We start from the raw sequence: 17,013 nt of genomic DNA on the forward strand, positions 1-17,013 counted from the left end.
CACGGCGACCTCCTCCACGACGCCGCTCCGTACGATGATCCCCATGGATCTGCAGACAGCGCGAGAGTTCCTCGCCCGCAACCACAGGGCCGTCCTGCTGACCCGGCACGCCGACGGACGGCCGCAGATGTCACCGGTCGTCGTCGGCGTCGACGCCGAGGGCCGCATCGTCGTCAGCTCCAGGGAGACGGCGGTCAAGACCCGCAACGCGCGCAGGGACCCCCACGTGGCCATCTGCGCCTTCACCGACGCCTTCTACGGCCAGTGGATCCAGGTCGAGGGCACCGCGGAGATCATCTCCCTGCCCGAGGCCATGGACCACCTGGTGTCCTACTACCGCGACATCTCCGGCGAGCACCCCGACTGGGACGACTACCGCGCGGCCATGGTCCGCGAACGGCGGGTGGTCCTGCGCATCACGCCGGAGCGGGCCGGGCCCGACTTCCACGGCTGAGCCCGGCCCTCACTCGCGGTCGTCAGCTCAGGCGCTCAAGGAGCAGCGCCATGCCCTGGCCGCCGCCCACGCACATGGTCTCCAGGCCGATCGTCTTGTCGTGGTGCTGGAGGCTGTTGATCAGCGTCGAGGTGATGCGGGCGCCCGTCATGCCGAACGGGTGCCCGACCGCGATCGCGCCGCCGTTCACGTTGAGGCGGTCGACGTCGATGCCGAGCTCGCGGTAGGACGGGATGACCTGGGCGGCGAACGCCTCGTTGATCTCCACCAGGTCGACGTCCTCGATCGCCATGCCGGCCCGGGCGAGGGCCTGCTTGCTGGCCTCCACCGGGCCCAGGCCCATGATCTCCGGCGACAGGCCGGAGACGCCCGTCGAGACGATCCTGGCCAGCGGGGTGATGCCGAGCTCCGCGGCCTTCGTGTCGCTCATCACGACCACCGCGGCCGCGCCGTCGTTGAGCGCGCAGCAGTTGCCCGCCGTGATCGTGCCGTCCGGACGGAAGACCGGCTGCAGGGTCGAGACCTTCTCGTAGGTGGTGCCGGCGCGCGGGCCGTCGTCCTTGCTGACCACGGTGCCGTCGGGCAGCGTCAGCGGCGTGATGTCCTTCTGCCAGAACCCGTCGGCCAGCGCCTTCTCCGCGAGGTTCTGCGACCGCACGCCGAACTCGTCCTGCTCCTGGCGGCTGACGGACTTGAGCTGGGCGACGTTCTCGGCCGTCTGGCCCATCGCGATGTAGACGTCGGGCACCTGGTCGTCCTCGCGCGGGTCATGCCAGGTCTTGCCGCTGGCGGCGTACGACTTGGTCCGCTCACCGGCCTCGCCGAAGATCGGGTTCATGGTGTCGGGCAGGGAGTCGGAGTTGCCCTTGGCGAACCGGGAGACCGCCTCCACGCCGGCGGAGACGAACACGTCGCCCTCACCGGCCTTGATCGCGTGGAACGCCATCCGGGTCGTCTGGAGCGACGACGAGCAGTAGCGGGTGACGGTGGTGCCGGGCACGTCGTCCAGGCCCAGCATCACCGCGACCACGCGGCCCATGTTGTAGCCCTGCTCCCCGCCGGGCAGGCCGCAGCCCAGCATGATGTCGTCGATGGAGTGCGGGTCGAGCTGGGGCACCTTGGCCAGGGCCGCCTGGATCATCTGAACGGTCATGTCGTCGGGGCGCATATCCTTCAGCGACCCCTTGAAGGCCCGCCCGATGGGCGAGCGGGCGGTGGCTACGATGACGGCCTCGGGCATGGCCCCTCCTTTGTCGGCACAGTATTAGAACTATATTCCAATACCATTTCCCCGACATCAGGGCCCCTGCCTTATCGCGTGATCGGGACGTAAGGCGCCCAGGAAGGTCAGCCGTACATCCCCGGAGTGGGCGCGGTGCCGTCGTGGACGGCGTGCATGGCGCCCTTCTCGTCGCGCCACAGCCGCCAGCCCTGCTGGCTGCCGGTGAACCAGGACGGCGGGGCGGACGCGTCGGCGATCCGCTTGCCCGACGCCAGGTCGAACTCGCACACGGCGGCGATGGAGTAGAAGCCGGGCGCCTGCCCGCGCAGGGGCAGCGGCTTGGGGTCGGTCACGCAGAAGGACCACCCGCGCTGGTCCTCGACGGCCACCGGCTTCCCGCTGACCAGGTCGAACGCGGTGCCCTTGTGGCCGTGCTTGAGGAACCCGAGCTTGTCCATGTGGTTGGGGAACGCCAGCCACCAGCCCGAGCCCGGCACGTCGGCCGCCGTGATCTGGCCGATGACGCGCCCGTTGCCGGCGTCGAGCCTGGCGAACCCGCCGTAGGCGCCGCGCTGGTCGACCGGCCGCACCACGGGGGCGTAGCCGGGGCTGCCGCTAGGGTAGACGCGCACCACCGAGGGCCGCATCCAGTTGATCGTGCCGTCGCTGATCTTCACCGAGAACAGCCCGAACGCCGAGGTCTTCTTCGTCTGCGGGTTGGTGTAGGGGGCGACGTAGCCGATCAGGTCGTCGCCGCTGGCGCCGAACGCCCAGCCGCCCGACAGGTCGATGCCCGGCCCGAGCGCCTGCTCGATCGGCTGCTGCCACCGCAGCTTGCCGGTCTTGAGCTCGTACGACTCGAGCGTCGGGTTGGCGGCCAGCCGGAGCATCACGACCTGCTGGGAGTCGGACCACTCGACCTCGGCGATGCCGGGCAGCTTCCACAGCTGCTTGCCGGTGGCCGGGTCGAGGACCACCACGCGGGCCGAGGACAGCGCGGTGTGCTCGGACATGCACAGGTAGGGGCCGCAGCGCTGCGGGCCGAACGTGGAGTGGACCGGGCGGGTCCACTTCTGCTCGCCGGTGCGGGCGTCGCGGACGATGAGCGTCGCCTTCCAGCGGCCCTTCTTCGCCGGGTCGAGGGCCGCGACGATCGCCTGGCCGCCCGTCGTCTCGACGATGGCGGGGGCGGAGACGCCCATGCCGGGGAGGCGGCCCGCCATGGTCGCGGGGTGGGCCCAGAGCTTCTTGCCGTCGGACAGGCCGAGGGCGACGGTCTCCAGCGTGCCGTCGGACTTCATGGAGGTGGTGGTCACCACCCCGCCGGCCGTGGCCATCCGGCTGACCGCGTTGACGGCGGGGTTGTGCCAGGTCGGGAAGTCGGCGGTGGCGGCGTCGCTGCCGGAGCAGCCGGCCAGGGCCAGGGTGCCGGCGAGGGCGAGAGCGGAAGGCCGGAGCACGGGCAAATCCCTCCAAAGGGACACCGAGTGACGGCTCCGGCTCGGAGAGTGACCGGATCTAGGCGTCGTTGAGCTGCCCCCCGAGCCGACGACGGCGGAACAACGTCGCCCACCTGCCGTGGGTGCCGGTCGTCCGCCCGTCGACCTGGGTTGCCGAAACCTCGGTGCCGGGCTCCTCCGCGGCCGTCGCCGCCGCGATGTAGATCGGTTGCAGTCCTTCGCCGGGCTCGGGTCGCGGCTCGGGCCACAACCCCAGCGCGGCGCATACAGAAGGTAGCACCGCGTAAGCAGCCTGTGCATAACCTCGGTCAGATGGATGGAAACGATCCGGTCCGAACATCTCGCCCGGATTTGCGTGGAATTCCTTGCCCAGGAGACCGGCGAACGCCACCGTACGCCCGCCCGCCTCGACCACCGCGACCGTCTGCGCGGCGGCGATCTGGCGGCTCCAGCGGCGCGCCACCCAGCGCAGCGGCTGCGCGATCGGCCGGACCGTGCCCAGGTCGGGACAGGTGCCGACGATCACCTCGGCGCCCGACTCGCGCAACCGCCGCACCGCCTTGATCAGGTGGCGGACGGCGGTGGCCGGCGGCGTCTTGGTGATGACGTCGTTCGCGCCCACGAAGATCACGGCGACGTCGGGCCGCATCGGCAGCACCGCGTCCACCTGCTCGCCCAGCTCGGCGGAGGGAGCCCCGGACTTGCCGACGACCCGCAGCTCCACCGGCCGCTCGGCGACGGCCGCGAGCCCGCAGGCGATCAGGACGCCGGGCGTCTTGCCCGGATCGGTCATGCCCAGCCCGACGGAGGTGGAGTCGCCGAGCATGGCCATCTTGAGCGGCGGGCCCGGATAGTCGCCGTAGACGCCGTCGGACGACGGGCCGTACAGGCCGTGCGGGGTGCCGATCGTGCGGCGGGCCAGCAGGCCCTCGGCGATCAGCAACGCGTACGCGGTCGCGCCGAGAGCCGTGAGCCCGCCGCCCCCGAGCGCCGCCGCGGCCGCGATCCTGCGCGCGGCCCGCGCCGCGCCCGCTGCCCACACCACGTGCGTTTTCCCCTCCACCCCAGCTCGGCGGTAGCGTTTGGTTGAAACTAGCTGAGTGCCCGCCACCCTCACGGGTTCCCGGCCACGAATCGGCTGACCAAGCTTCGGCAAAGAAGGTGAACACCTCGGTGCGCGTACATGATTCCCTGGTCGAGCTCATAGGCAACACGCCGCTCGTCCGCCTGCACAAGGTCTCGTCGGGGCTGCCCGCTCAGGTGCTCGCCAAGGTCGAGTACTTCAACCCGGGCGGCTCGGTGAAGGACCGCATCGCGGTCCGCATGATCGAGGCCGCCGAGGCCTCCGGCGCACTCCGGCCCGGAGGCGTCATCGTCGAGCCGACGTCCGGCAACACCGGCGTGGGCCTGGCCATCGTGGCCCAGCAGAAGGGCTACCGGTGCCTGTTCGTGGTGCCCGACAAGGTGGCCCACGACAAGATCGCGGTGCTGCGCGCGTACGGGGCCGAGGTGGTGGTCTGCCCGACCGCGGTCGCGCCCGACCACCCCGAGTCCTACTACTCGGTGTCCGACCGGCTGGCCGCGGAGATCCCGAACGCCTGGAAGCCCGACCAGTACTCCAACGTCGACAACCCGGAGTCCCACTACCACTCCACCGGCCCCGAGATCTGGGAGCAGACCGAGGGCCGGATCACCCACTTCGTGGCCGGCATCGGCACCGGCGGCACGATCAGCGGCACCGGCCGCTACCTCAAGGAGGTCTCCGGCGGCCGGATCAAGATCATCGGAGCCGACCCCGAGGGTTCGGTCTACTCGGGCGGCTCCGGCAGGCCCTATCTGGTGGAGGGCGTGGGCGAGGACATCTGGCCCGACACCTACGACACCGGCATCTGCGACGAGATCATCGCGGTGTCCGACAAGGACTCGTTCAACATGACCCGCAGGCTCGCCCGCGAGGAAGGGCTGCTCGTCGGCGGCTCGTGCGGGATGGCCGTGGTGGCGGCGCTCCAGGTGGCGGCCAAGGCCGCGCCGGACGACGTGATCGTGGTGCTGCTGCCCGACGGCGGCCGCGGCTACCTGTCCAAGATCTTCAACGACGACTGGATGGCCGACTACGGCTTCCTCACCACCTCCTCGGAGGAGGAGCTGGTGGGCGACGTGCTGGCCCGCAAGGGCGAGGGGCTGCCCAAGTTCGTGCACGCCCACCCGCACGAGTCGGTCGGCACCGCGATCTCCATCATGCGCGAATACTCGGTCTCCCAGCTCCCGGTCATGAAGGAGGAGCCGCCGGTCATGGCGGCCGAGGTGGTCGGCTCCATCGTGGAGCGCGACCTGCTGGAGGCGCTCTACCGCGGCAAGCTCTCCTCCGACGACCCGATCGCCGACCACATGTCGTCGCCGCTGCCCATGATCGGCAGTGGCGAGCCGGTGTCGCGGGCGGTCGAGGCGCTGGAGAAGGCCGACGCCGCGGTGGTGCTGGAGGAGGGCAAGCCCGCCGGGCTCCTCACCCGGCAGGACCTGCTCGCCTTCCTGGCCAACCACTAGTCACCGGGGAACCCGCTCACGGAGCTGAGCGGGTTCCCTTCACTCCGGCTTCCTGATCGACTCGACCACGGCGGTGATGCCCTCGTGGCCGTGTCCCTCGGCGTCGGCGCGGGCGAACAGCCTGTGCAGGGCCTCCGGCACCGTGGTCTCCAGCCCGGCGGCGCGCAGCGTCTCCACCACGTGGCCCATGCCGACGGCCTGCATGTGCAGGCTGTTCTCGTCGCCCGGATAGACGCCCGACTCCAGCTCCTCGCTCAGGATCCTGATGTAGCCCATGGGGCCGTCGGCGGCCAGCTCGCCGTGGAGCCCCTGGGCGAGGGGCGCGAACGCCGTCGGCCGCACCCCCGCCGTCCCCACCAGCGCGGCCGCGTACATGAAGCTCGTCAGCGACGACCAGAACATCAGCAGCTGGGCCTGGTAGTACATCATCGCCAGCCCTGGGTCCTCGCCCACGTACGTCACCTCGGACAGCGCCTCCAGGGTGCCCGCGTACCGGTCGAGCGCCTCCTTCGGCCCGCTGTAGAACGTGTACGCGCCAGGTTGGCCGATCCCGGGCGGCGGCACCATGATGCCCGCCGTGACCAGCGTGCCGCCCCGCTCCGCCACCCACCCGGCCGCCTCCCGTAGCTCGTCGGGGGTGCCGGAGCTCAGGTTGACCAGCGTCTTCCCGTCCAGCCTCGCCTCGCCGAGACTCTCGTACATCGCCTGGTAGGCGGTCTGGCTGATCACCAGCAACTCGCCCGTCGCGGGGGTGGCCGCCCGCGTGGCGCCCTTGGCCACCAGCGGGTCCGCCTTGCTCGCGGTACGGTTCCACACGGTCACCTCGTGGCCCGCCGCCAGGAACGTCTCGGCCATGGCCGATCCCATCGGCCCCAGGCCGATCACTGTCACTTCACTCATGGGTCCAGACTGTTGCCGGCCCCTTCGGAAATCCTTACGGCCTGCCACGGGTTGACCATGACGTGGTGCGCATCGGAGTGCTGGGGCCGCTGGAGGCGTGGTCGGACGCCGGCGCGCCGCTGCGGGTGCCCGATCGCAAGGTACGCGTGCTGCTGGCGGCCCTGGTGGCGCGCGATGGCGGCCCTGTTCCGGCGGACCGCCTGATCGACGACCTCTGGGGCGACCGGCCGCCGCGCGACCCCGCGGCCACCCTCCAGGCCCGCGTCTCCCAGCTCCGCCGCGCCCTGGGCTCGCCGTCGCTGGTGCGCCACGGCCCTTCCGGGTACCGCCTCGACGGGGTGACGGTGGACGCGGCCCTCTTCCGTACCCTGCTCACCTCTCGCGTCCCCGCCTCTCCTGGGGGAGGGGCGCCGGAGCGCGCCGCGGTCGTCGAGGAGGCCCTCGCGCTGTGGCGCGGGCCCGCGTACGCCGACTTCGCCGACGAGGGCTTCGCCACCGCGGAGATCGCCCGCCTCGGCGAGCAGCGGTTGACGGCGCTGGAGGAGCTGTCGGAGATCCGGCTGACCCTCGGCGAGCCCGTCGACCTGGGCACGCTGATGGCGGAGCAGCCGCTGCGCGAGCGCCTCACCGCCCTCCACATGCGGGCCCTGTACCGGGACGGCCGCCAGAGCGAGGCCCTGGCGGCCTTCGCCGCCTTGCGCGCCCGGCTCGCCGAGGAACTGGGCGTCGACCCCGCCCCCGAGGTGAGGGACCTGCACCAGGCCATCCTCCGCCAGGACCCGTCCCTCCCGACCCGCCGCACCTCCCCGTCTCATGCCGCCCTGTTCCAACCCGGCTCGTCTCAGGCCGGCGCTTCTCGTACGGTGGACGGTTCTCCGGGCGCGCGCACCAATCTGCCCGCACCCGTCACTGATCTGATCGGCCGGGACGGTGACGTGGCCGAGGTGCGCGCCCTGCTCGGGGAGAGGCGGCTGGTGACGCTCGCCGGGCCCGGCGGGGTGGGCAAGACCCGGCTGGCCGTGGCGGCGGCGGGCGGGCTGACCTCGCCGGAGGTGTACCCCGGCGGCGTGTGGCTGGTCGAGCTGATCGGCGCGGGGGACGTGGCCGAGGCGATCGCGGGAGCGCTCGGGGTGCGGGACGACGCGTCAGGGCCGCTGCTGCCCCGGCTGGCGCGCGTGCTGGCGGCCCGGCGCACGCTGCTGGTCGTCGACAACTGCGAGCACCTGGTCGAGCAGGCGGCCGAGGTGGTCTCCGCGCTGCTCAAGGCCGCGCCCGGACTGGACGTGCTGGTCACCGGGCAGGAGCCGCTCGGCGTCACGGGCGAGCACGTCAGGGTGGTGGCGCCCCTTTCCGGGGACGCGGCGGTGCGCCTGTTCACCGATCGCGCGGGGATCGAGCCCGGTCCGGCCGTGGCCGCCATCTGCGAGCGGCTCGACGGCATCCCGCTGGCGCTGGAGCTGGCGGCCACCCGGGTACGGGCGCTCGGCGTCGAGGCACTGGCCGCCCGGCTCGACGACCGGTTCCGGCTGCTGAACTCCGGCATGCGGGACGCGCCCGCCCGGCAGCGGACTCTCCGGGCGATGATCGACTGGAGCTGGGAGCTGCTGTCCGGGCCCGAGCGGATCGTGCTGCGGCGGCTGGCCGCGCACGCCGACGGGTGCACGCTGGAGGCGGCCGAGGAGGTCTGCGCGGAGCCCGGCGTGGACGTGGTGGACGTGCTGGTACGGCTGGTCCAGCGGTCCCTGGTCATCCCGGGACCGCGTTACCGGCTGCTGGAGTCGGTGTCGGCGTACTGCGTGGAGCGGTTGCGGGAGGCGGGCGAGGACGACCTGATCAGGGAGCGGCACGCGCGCCACTACACCCGGCTCGCCGAGCGGGCCGAGCTGCGCGGGCGGCGGCAACGCGAGTGGCTGACCCGGTTGGACCAGGAGAGCGCCAACTTCCGGCGCGCCCTCGCCAGGCCGGACCCGCTGCGCCTGGTGAACGCCCTCGCCTGGTACTGGTTCCTGCGGGGCAGGCTGGGCGAGGCCCGCCGCTCCCTGGCGGCGGCCCTCGCCTCCACCGGCCCGGAGGCGGCCGTGGGCAGGCAGGAGCGGGCGCGGGCGGCCGTGTGGCTGGCCGGGGTGACGATGGCGACCGGGGAGACCGCGACGCCCGTCCCGTACGAGGATCTGGACCTGGGAGGCCGGGCGCTGGCCGGTTGGTTCCTCAGCCACGTGCGGTGGGCGTACGGGGACCTCGCCGCGCACGAGGAGGCGGCGGGGCGGGCGCTGCGGGCGTACGAGGAGCTGGGCGACCGGTGGGGCGTGGCCGCGGTGCTGGCACTCAGGTCCAAGCTGGCCGAGCGGCGCGGTGACCTGCCGGGGATGCGCCGCGACGCCGAGCGCAGCCTGGCGATCTTCCGCGAACTCGGTGACGGGTGGGGGCAGATCGAGGCGATGGACAGCCTCGACCGGCTGGCCGAGAAGCGCGGCGACTACGCCGAGGCCGAGCGGCTGCGGCACGAGGAGCTGAAGCTGGCCGAGGAGCTGGGCTCCGAGGTCTCGTTCAGGCTGTCGGCCGTCGGGCGGATCGCGCTGCTTGCCGGGGACCACGCCCGCGCCGACGACTACCACGAGCGGGCCCGCCGCCTGGCCGTCGAGCAGTCGTACAAGTCGGCGGAGGAGCACGCCGAGCTGGGCCTGGCCATGAGCGCCCGGCGGCAGGGGCGGTACGAGCGTGCCGAGGAACTGCTGGTGCGATGGCTGGGCTGGCTGCGCGAGGTGGGGGGCACGCCGGGCCTGGCGTTCTTCCTGGCGGAGCTCGGCTTCGCCGCCGAGCAGCGGGGCGACGCGGAGACGGCCCTGGCCCTGCACCGGGAGGGCTACGACGCCGCCCTCGGCGAGCCCAGGGCCGAGGCGCTCGCTCTGGAAGGGCTGGCGGGAGCGTACTCGCTGGCGGGCGACCCCGGCCGCGCCGCGACGCTCCTGGGCCGTGCGGCGGCGCTCCGTGAGGCCGTGGGCACCCCGCTCGCCCACGGCGAGCGCCACGACGTCGACCGGATCACGGCCAGAACCCTCGCGGCCCTGGGCGAGGAGCGGTTCCGCCAGGCGTACGGGTCAGGCTCCTGACCAGGAGAGCGGGAACTCCGCGGTGACCTGCCAGGCGCCTTCGGGGGTGGGGCCGGCGTGCAGGCGGCCGCCGAGGGCTTCGACGCGTTCGGCCATGCCCACCAGGCCGAAGCCGCCGCCCAGGCGGGCCAGGCGGGGGTTGGCGGCCGAGCCGTGGTTGCGTACGCGCAGCACCACCGCCGTGTCGTGGCGCCTCAGGTCGGCCTCGACCCACGCGGTCTGCTGGGCGTGCTTGCGGATGTTGGTGAGCGCCTCCTGGAGCACCCGGTGCAGGGTGGTGAGGACCTCGGGCGGCAGAGTCCGGTCGTCGATCCCGGAGCCGATCTCGAACGCCACCTTGGGCCCCTCCGCCGAGAACCGCTCGGTGAGCAGCCGCAGGTCCGCCAGCGAGCTGCCGGGCGTGCGGGCCGCCTCCTCGGCGCGGAGCACGGTCACCATCCGGCGCATGGAGGTCAGCGCGTCGCCGCCCGCCGCGGCGATGGCGTCCAGCGCGGGCAGGACCGCCTCCGGCCTGGTCGTGGCGACGGTGCGCGCCGCCTGGGCCTGGACGACGATGCCGGTGATGTGGTGGGCCACCAGGTCGTGCAGTTCCCTGGCCAGCTCCAGCCGTTCGGCGCGCCGTACGGAGTGCACGGCCTCCTTGCGGCGCTCCTGCTGGAAGCGGAGGTAGCCGCCGACGCCCGCGATCGTCGACCAGCCGGCGAACAGCATGAACGAGTAGGCGAGCGATTCCATGGTGGACGCCCGGCCGATGGACTCGGCCATGAGCACGATCAGCCCGGCGACGGCGAGCATCGCCGCGTCCCTGACCGGCTCGACGTGGCGGAGCACGCCCAGCATCAGGATGAGCAGCGCGCCCGTCTCCGCCGCCCCCGGCACGCCGGAGGTCCCGGTCACCCCCATGAGCACCGACACGGCGAACGACAGGCACAGCATGATCCCGTACGTCTCGACGCGGTGGCGGCGGCGGAGGATCACGGCGGCGATGCCCGCGTTGCCGGCGACGAACACGAGCCACTGCAGGCCGCCGCCGAGGCCGCCGGCGGCGACCGCGAGGTCGGCCAGGAGCATCAGGCCCAGCCAGCCGAGCATGGCGATCTCGCTCAGCCGGCGGACCCAGTACACGACGCGTTTGGAGTCCCCCACGCCCTTGAGAGTAAGTCGCAAGTCGGATAAGTCGTATCAGTCATTCGGCTGACCCCCCGCCGCGCGGACCGGCACTTCAGCCGAGGCGCCACAGCCCTCCGTTGCCCGATTCTGGATATGTCCGAGAAGGGGGCAAGAAATGGTGACGATCGGATTCGTCCTGCTGGGTGCCGGGCTCCTCGTCGGGGTGCTGCTGGCGCTGACCGACCCCGTGCTGCTCTCCCGTATCAACGGCGAGCCCGCCCAGGGGGCGAGCGGCCGTTACATCGACCAGGACCGCGTGGTCCCGCTGCCGCGCCGCGAGACCCGCCTGGCGGAGGAGCACACGGCGGCCTGAGAGACGGGCTCGCGCCTTCGCAGGGGCCGCGAGCGTCCATGGCGCCGTCGGGGAACGGCGCCGGGGCCCGGCCCGCGATCCGCAGGGGACCGGATCGCGGGCCGGGTCCGTTACCGTGGCGGTATGACCAATGGTTTCGAAACTTTGGCGATCCACGCAGGTCAGGACCCGGACCCCGTGACCGGCGCGGTGGTGCCGCCCATATACGCCACGTCCACCTACAAGCAGGACGGCGTGGGCGGCCTGCGCAACGGCTACGAATACAGCCGCTCGGCCAACCCCACCAGGACCGCGCTGGAGGAGGCGCTGGCCGCGGTGGAGGGCGGGACGCGCGGGCTGGCGTTCGCCTCCGGCCTGGCCGCCGAGGACGCGCTGCTCCGCGCGGTGTGCCGGCCGCAGGACCACGTGATCATCCCGAACGACGCGTACGGCGGCACCTACCGGCTGTTCTCGAAGGTCTACGAGCGCTGGGACCTGCACTTCGACCCGGTGCCGCTCGGCGACCTCGACGCGGTGGCGGCGGCGATGACCCAGAAGACGAAGGTCGTCTGGGTGGAGACGCCGACCAACCCGCTGCTCGGCGTCAACGACATCGCGGCGCTGGCCCAGCTCGCCCACGACAACGGCGCGCTGCTGGTCGTCGACAACACCTTCGCCTCGCCGTACCTCCAGCAGCCGCTCGCGCTCGGCGCCGACGTGGTCGTGCACTCCACGACGAAGTACATCGGCGGCCACTCCGACGTGATCGGCGGCGCGCTGGTGGCCGCCGACCGGGAGCTGGGCGAGGAGCTGGCCTACCACCAGAACGCGATGGGCGCGGTGGCCGGGCCGTTCGACGCGTGGCTGACGCTGCGCGGGCTCAAGACGCTCGGCGTGCGCATGGACCGTCACTGCGACAACGCCGAGCGGGTCGTCGACCTGCTGCTGGCGCACCCGAAGGTGACCGAGGTGCTCTACCCGGGGCTCGCCGAGCACCCCGGCCACGAGACCGCGGCCAAGCAGATGCGGCGCTTCGGCGGCATGGTGTCGTTCAGGGTGGCCGGCGGCGCGCAGGAGGCCGTCGACGTGTGCGGCCGCACCGAGCTGTTCACGCTGGGCGAGTCGCTCGGCGGGGTCGAGTCGCTCATCGAGCACCCGGGCAGGATGACGCACGCCTCGGCGGCCGGTTCCCCGCTGGAGGTGCCGGACGACCTGGTGCGCCTGTCGGTGGGCATCGAGACGGTCGACGACCTGCTCGCCGACCTCACCCGGGCCCTCGCCTGATCACTCAGGCACGATCATCAGGACCAGGATCACCAGCCAGATCAGCGCCAGCAGGCCGCCGATCGCGGCGATCCGGCCGTTCTGGACCTGCGCGTCGTCACCGGTGTCCTCGCTGGCGAGGGCCTTCGTGGCGGCGCGCAGGTCACGGTCGATGAGGAACAGCAGCACGATCCCGACGATGAACAGCGTCATCGAGGCGCTCATGTACCACCGGCCGAGCACACCGCCGCCCATGACGATGCCGAGGACCAGGCCGAACACGAACACGCCCAGCGACGCGAAACCGTAGATCCGGGTCGTGCGCTCGATGTTGCGCAGCACGGGCACGTTCTTGCCCCTGATGGCACGCGGCGCGGCCATGAGGGCCGCGGTCAGCGGGCCGAGGGTGAAGATCGCGAACCCGACGTGCAGCAGAAGAAACAGGGTCGACATGCGGGAGAGACTAGTCCCCGACGATCTCGAAGGGAGACTCGACACTCTCTTTGCCCTCGGGGGAGCTGCGCATGATCAACTCCATGGCTGTGACGGCGACGACCATCAGCGCGATCAAAACAATCATGGCGAACATAGGTGCTCCCTCCTTCCCCGTAAACGAAGCGAATATCGCCCGTAATGACTAGATGCGCGGGCGACGGCATCCGTTCATCGCGGGTAGGGTTATTGACCGCTGCTTTTTCCTTACTCTTAGGGCACAAGGGGGTGCCGTCCGTGGCCATCAGGCATGTCGAGCCGTACTCGGACGAGTGGCTTCACCAGCCGAGCCGCTACGTGAGCCGGGTCGTCGAGGAGCTCGGGGCCGAGGCCGGCGGATGGTGGGAAGGCCCGTGCGAGCCGCGCGAGGCGACGATCCGCCTCGCCGACGGCGCCGCGCTGGTGTGGGACGAGGAGAGCGGGTGGCGGCTGGGCCGTCTCGTCGCGGGCGAGGCCGGCGGCCGCACCGAGCTGACCGGCGTCCGCTACCTCGGCAACGGGCTGGTGCCCCGGCCGGAGCGGGTGCCGGAGGCGCTCCGCGACGCCCGCGCCGGCCTCGGCTCCAGCACCGCCTGGCGCCCCTGCTACCGCTCCCACCGCAACTGCCGCGACGGCTTCGACGTGGCGCTCGACTACTACACCGCTAGCGCCAGCGCGCCCGGCGCACTCTCAGGAAGTCGCTGACCACATACTCGCCCAGCCGGTCGGCACTGGGGGAGAAGACGCGTCCGCCGTTGCGGCGGGCCACCTCGTCGACGAAGTCCTTGAGCCGGTCGTCGCCCGCCAGCATGAACACGTTGATCGTGGCCCGGCGGCGGGTCATCTTGTCGACCTCGGCCAGAGTCAGCTCCAGCGTCTCCGGCGACGGCGGCCACTCGAAGGCGGAGTGGCCGTTGCGCAGCAGGTGGGCGGTCGGCTCGCCGTCGGTGACCACGAGCACCACCGGCTCGAAGTCGGGGTGGCGGTCCAGGTGGCGGCCGGCGATCAGCAGCGCGTGGTGCAGGTTCGTGCCCTGGACCATGTCCCAGTCGAGGCCCGCCAGCTCGTCCGGCTGCAGCACCCTCGCGTAGTTGGAGAAGCCGATGATCTGCACGGCGTCCTGCGGGAACTTGGACGACACCAGCGCCTGCAGGGCCAGCGCGGTCTGCTTGGCCGCGGCCCAGGTGCCGCGCAGCGCCATCGAGTACGACAGGTCGACCAGCAGGCAGACGGCCGCGGCGGTGCGCCGCTCGGTCTCGGCCACCTCGAAGTCGTCCACCGACAGCCGCACGGACGGGCCGTCGCCGGTGGTGCGCAGGCCGCCCGCGCGCACGCCGTTGACCAGGGTCCGCACCACGTCGAGCGGCTGCTCGTCGCCGAACCGCCAGGGCCGTGACGAGCCGGTCAGCTCGCCGGCCGAGCCGGCGTCGTGCTGGTCGTGGTCGCCGCGCCGGCCGGCGTCGAGCGAGGAGAACACCCGGCGCAGCGCGGTCTCGCCGAGCCGCCGCACCGCCTTGGGGGTCAGCTCCAGCTTGCCTCGGCGGCGCAGGAGATAGCCCTGCTCCTCCAGCTCGCGTTCGATGCGCTTGAGCGCCTCCAGGTCGTCGACCGCGGAGCGGCCCAGGGCGCGGCGGACCGCGGTCTCGTCGATGTCGTCCAGCCGCGCGCCCGGATAGTCCTGGCGCAGCGCCGACTCCAGCCGGCTCAGGTCGGCCAGCTCCTCCAGGGCGGTGACGGCGTCGCCCATGCCCAGCGGCTCGTCGCCGGTCATCCGCTCGCTGGAGTCCCACGCCAGGTCGGGGCGGCGGGCGTGCAGCGCCTCGCCGAGGCGGCGCATCTGCTCGGACAGGCCGGCCTGGTCGAGGGTCTGGTTGATCAGGTTGCCGAGCTCCTCGCGCTGGCGCGGGGTCATGGAGGCGAGCATGCGCTGGGTGGCCGCGGCGCGGCGGGCCAGGACGTAGACCAGCTCGCCGAGGTTGCGCGGCTTCTCCGGGAACATGTCGCCGTACTTGGCCATGAAGGCGTCGAAGTCCGCCTGGGTGTGCTCGCCCCTGGCGTCCTTGTCCAGCATGTCGTTCAGGTCCGTCATCATCTGCCGGACCCGCTCCATCGCCTCCGGGTCCGGGTTGGCCAGCGCGTCGCGCATCCCCCTGAACTGGCTGTCGAGCACCTCACGCCGCAGCAGGTCGCGCAGCTCCTCGAAGGTCCGCCGGGCCGCCTCCGAGCGCCATTCGTACGAGCTCAGCTGCTGGATGGCGCTGGCCGTGTCCTCCGGCAGCGAGTCGAGCTCGGCCTCGCGCATCCTGGCGTCGTCGGCCGGGTCGGGGAACAGCTCGGCCCGCTCCTGGCCGACGGCCTTGTCGAGCAGCGCCCTGGCCCGTTCGAGCGTGCCGTCGAGCCGGCCGCCCTCGCGCAGCTCGCGCCGCCGCCGCCGCACCTCGCGCAGCATGTCGTCCAGGCCGCGGCGGTCGCGGGCCCCGGGCAGGCCGCGCTTGAGCAGGTCGCGCAGCGCGTGCACCGGGGTCGAGCCGGACAGGATGGCGTCGCCCATCTCGTCCAGCGCCGCCCGCACGTCGTAGGGCGGAGCGAGGGGATCCGGGCCGTCGTGGTACTCGCCGTAGCGGTAGGCCATCACGAACCCACGCTAACCCGAGCCGGGATGCCCGTCATGTCCGGTAGACCGTGACCCCGTCGAGGTCGTCCTTCGACAGCCGGCGCATCAGGTAGAGGCCCTCCAGCGTGAACTCCAGGGCGGCGGCCGCGTGACCGGGCGACTCGTCGCCGGCGCCCATGCCCAGCCTGGACATGATCTTGGCCAGCCCCTGGACCGGGCCGATGCGGCGGAGCAGCTCTCCGGCCGGCACCAGTTCGCCCGACTCCACCTGGTTGCCCTCGGCGAACTTGTCGGTCAGCGGCGACAGGTCCATGCCCCCCAGCCGGCTCCTGAACGTCTCGGCGACGGCCCGGCGCAGCAGGTGGGCGAGGATCTCGGTCTCCCTGCCCTCCTCGCTGACCTCGAACTCCACCTTGCCGCGCAGGCTGTGGACGCCGGGCCCGAGGTCGCACACCCGCGCCACCGGCTGCTCCTCGCCGGCCAGCGCGGCCCGGCGCACGGCCGAGGCGGCGGCGGTCTCGGCGGCCGCGATCGAGAACCGGGCCGACACGCCCGACCGGGCGTCGACGGCGGTGGACTCGCGCACCAGGCGGGTGAAGCGGGCGATGGCCTCGACGAGGTGCTCGGGCACGTCCGCCCCGATGTCGGGCACGGACTCCTGGCGGATGAGCGTCAGCTCGTCCTCGACCGACGTCGGGTAGTGGGTGCGGATCTCGGCGCCGAAGCGGTCCTTCAGCGGGGTGATGATCCGGCCCCTGTTGGTGTAGTCCTCGGGGTTGGCGCTGGCGATGAGCAGGATGTCGAGCGGCAGCCGCAGGTTGTAGCCGCGGACCTGGATGTCGCGCTCCTCCAGCACGTTGAGCAGCGACACCTGGATGCGCTCGGCCAGGTCGGGCAGCTCGTTGACGGAGAACACGCCGCGGTTGGTGCGGGGCACCAGGCCGTAGTGGACGGTCTCCGGGTCGCCGAGCCGCCGGCCCTCCGCGATCTTGATGGGGTCGATGTCGCCGATCAGGTCGCCGACCGAGGTGTCGGGCGTGGCGAGCTTCTCGCCGTAGCGCTCGTCGCGGTGCTTCCACGCCACGGGCAGCTCGTCGCCCAGCTCGGCGGCCAGGGCCTGGCAGCGTCCGCAGACCGGAGCGTACGGATGGTCGTTGATCTCGCAGCCCTCGACGACGGGCGTCCACTCGTCGAGGAGGCCGGCGACGGTGCGGATGAGCCGGGTCTTGCCCTGGCCGCGCTCACCGAGCAGGACCAGATCGTGACCGGCGAGCAGCGCCCGTTCGAGATGAGGCAGGACAGTGTCGTCGAAGCCCACGATGCCGGGAAAGCGGGGCTCGCCCGCCCGGAGCTTGGCCAGCAGGTTTTCGCGGACCTCGGCTTTTACGGTGCGATGAACGTGGCCGCTCTCTCGCAACTCGCGCAGAATACGAGGCTGATGCACGGGATCGAGACTACGTCCCCCGGACGCGATGCGGCAGGGAGTTTCGCATCTGGTGGAGATATCAGGATC

At 72.2% G+C, this 17,013-nt stretch carries 15 protein-coding genes; 6 read left to right on the plus strand and 9 right to left on the minus strand.

Translation table 11 applies throughout. From position 1 onward, the window contains the following. The first annotated feature begins 43 nt into the window (after positions 1-43). The gene (locus ACZ6YG_RS24530; protein WP_148029142.1) at positions 44-454 is read left to right on the plus strand and encodes a PPOX class F420-dependent oxidoreductase; all 411 of its coding nucleotides are present in this window, start codon (positions 44-46) and stop codon (positions 452-454) included. Positions 455-476: 22 nt separating this feature from the next. On the opposite strand, the gene ACZ6YG_RS24535 is transcribed toward ACZ6YG_RS24530, so the two are convergent. The 3 genes from ACZ6YG_RS24535 to ACZ6YG_RS24545 form a co-directional block, all read right to left on the minus strand. Next, positions 477-1,694, minus strand: a complete 1,218-nt coding sequence (locus tag ACZ6YG_RS24535; protein ID WP_466019310.1) for an acetyl-CoA C-acetyltransferase — start codon at positions 1,692-1,694, stop codon at positions 477-479. A 107-nt stretch (positions 1,695-1,801) separates the two neighbouring features. Further along, positions 1,802-3,136: a PQQ-like beta-propeller repeat protein gene (locus tag ACZ6YG_RS24540; protein ID WP_261808293.1), complete on the minus strand. Its 1,335-nt coding sequence runs from the start codon at positions 3,134-3,136 to the stop codon at positions 1,802-1,804. Positions 3,137-3,194: 58 nt separating this feature from the next. Next, positions 3,195-4,181, minus strand: coding sequence for an SGNH/GDSL hydrolase family protein (locus tag ACZ6YG_RS24545; RefSeq protein ID WP_148029145.1), 987 nt, complete (start codon positions 4,179-4,181; stop codon positions 3,195-3,197). A 128-nt stretch (positions 4,182-4,309) separates the two neighbouring features. Between ACZ6YG_RS24545 and ACZ6YG_RS24550 the strand changes: the two genes are divergently transcribed. Further along, complete coding sequence (locus ACZ6YG_RS24550; RefSeq protein ID WP_466019311.1) at positions 4,310-5,680, plus strand: cystathionine beta-synthase; 1,371 nt, start codon at positions 4,310-4,312, stop codon at positions 5,678-5,680. Between the two features lie 39 nt (positions 5,681-5,719). Here ACZ6YG_RS24550 and ACZ6YG_RS24555 read toward each other — a convergent pair whose 3' ends face one another. After that, complete coding sequence (locus ACZ6YG_RS24555) at positions 5,720-6,580, minus strand: NAD(P)-dependent oxidoreductase (RefSeq protein ID WP_397199205.1); 861 nt, start codon at positions 6,578-6,580, stop codon at positions 5,720-5,722. 65 nt (positions 6,581-6,645) lie between these two features. On the opposite strand from ACZ6YG_RS24555, the gene ACZ6YG_RS24560 reads away from it, so the two are divergent. Next, positions 6,646-9,690, plus strand: coding sequence for an AfsR/SARP family transcriptional regulator (locus tag ACZ6YG_RS24560; RefSeq protein WP_466019312.1), 3,045 nt, complete (start codon positions 6,646-6,648; stop codon positions 9,688-9,690). Here ACZ6YG_RS24560 and ACZ6YG_RS24565 read toward each other — a convergent pair. Further along, entirely contained in the window at positions 9,679-10,836 is a 1,158-nt protein-coding gene (locus ACZ6YG_RS24565) for a sensor histidine kinase (protein ID WP_397199203.1), read from the minus strand. The genes ACZ6YG_RS24560 and ACZ6YG_RS24565 overlap by 12 nt on opposite strands. A 139-nt stretch (positions 10,837-10,975) precedes the next feature. Between ACZ6YG_RS24565 and ACZ6YG_RS24570 the strand changes: the two genes are divergently transcribed. Both ACZ6YG_RS24570 and ACZ6YG_RS24575 read left to right on the plus strand, forming a co-directional pair. Continuing rightward, positions 10,976-11,173, plus strand: coding sequence for a hypothetical protein (locus ACZ6YG_RS24570; protein ID WP_148029150.1), 198 nt, complete (start codon positions 10,976-10,978; stop codon positions 11,171-11,173). 123 nt (positions 11,174-11,296) lie between these two features. Next, the gene (locus ACZ6YG_RS24575) at positions 11,297-12,436 is read left to right on the plus strand and encodes a cystathionine gamma-synthase (protein WP_345482904.1); all 1,140 of its coding nucleotides are present in this window, start codon (positions 11,297-11,299) and stop codon (positions 12,434-12,436) included. Here the strand turns inward: ACZ6YG_RS24575 and ACZ6YG_RS24580 are convergent, their stop codons facing one another. Continuing rightward, positions 12,437-12,868, minus strand: coding sequence for a hypothetical protein (locus tag ACZ6YG_RS24580; protein ID WP_148029152.1), 432 nt, complete (start codon positions 12,866-12,868; stop codon positions 12,437-12,439). A 10-nt stretch (positions 12,869-12,878) separates the two neighbouring features. Continuing rightward, positions 12,879-13,004: a hypothetical protein gene (locus tag ACZ6YG_RS24585; RefSeq protein ID WP_466019313.1), complete on the minus strand. Its 126-nt coding sequence runs from the start codon at positions 13,002-13,004 to the stop codon at positions 12,879-12,881. A 140-nt stretch (positions 13,005-13,144) separates the two neighbouring features. Here ACZ6YG_RS24585 and ACZ6YG_RS24590 point away from each other — a divergent pair, with 140 nt between their 5' ends. Further along, positions 13,145-13,591: a DUF6292 family protein gene (locus ACZ6YG_RS24590; RefSeq protein ID WP_261808295.1), complete on the plus strand. Its 447-nt coding sequence runs from the start codon at positions 13,145-13,147 to the stop codon at positions 13,589-13,591. Here ACZ6YG_RS24590 and ACZ6YG_RS24595 read toward each other — a convergent pair. Together ACZ6YG_RS24595 and ACZ6YG_RS24600 are read right to left on the minus strand one after the other, a co-directional pair. After that, entirely contained in the window at positions 13,551-15,518 is a 1,968-nt protein-coding gene (locus ACZ6YG_RS24595) for a vWA domain-containing protein (RefSeq protein ID WP_466019389.1), read from the minus strand. The genes ACZ6YG_RS24590 and ACZ6YG_RS24595 overlap by 41 nt on opposite strands. A gap of 34 nt (positions 15,519-15,552) precedes the next feature. Next, positions 15,553-16,944 carry a sigma 54-interacting transcriptional regulator gene (locus tag ACZ6YG_RS24600; RefSeq protein WP_219544060.1) on the minus strand — a complete coding sequence of 464 codons (1,392 nt, stop codon included), beginning with the start codon at positions 16,942-16,944 and terminating at the stop codon, positions 15,553-15,555. Positions 16,945-17,013: the final 69 nt, after the last annotated feature.

Source organism: Nonomuraea sp. NPDC054003, from assembly GCF_055585125.1.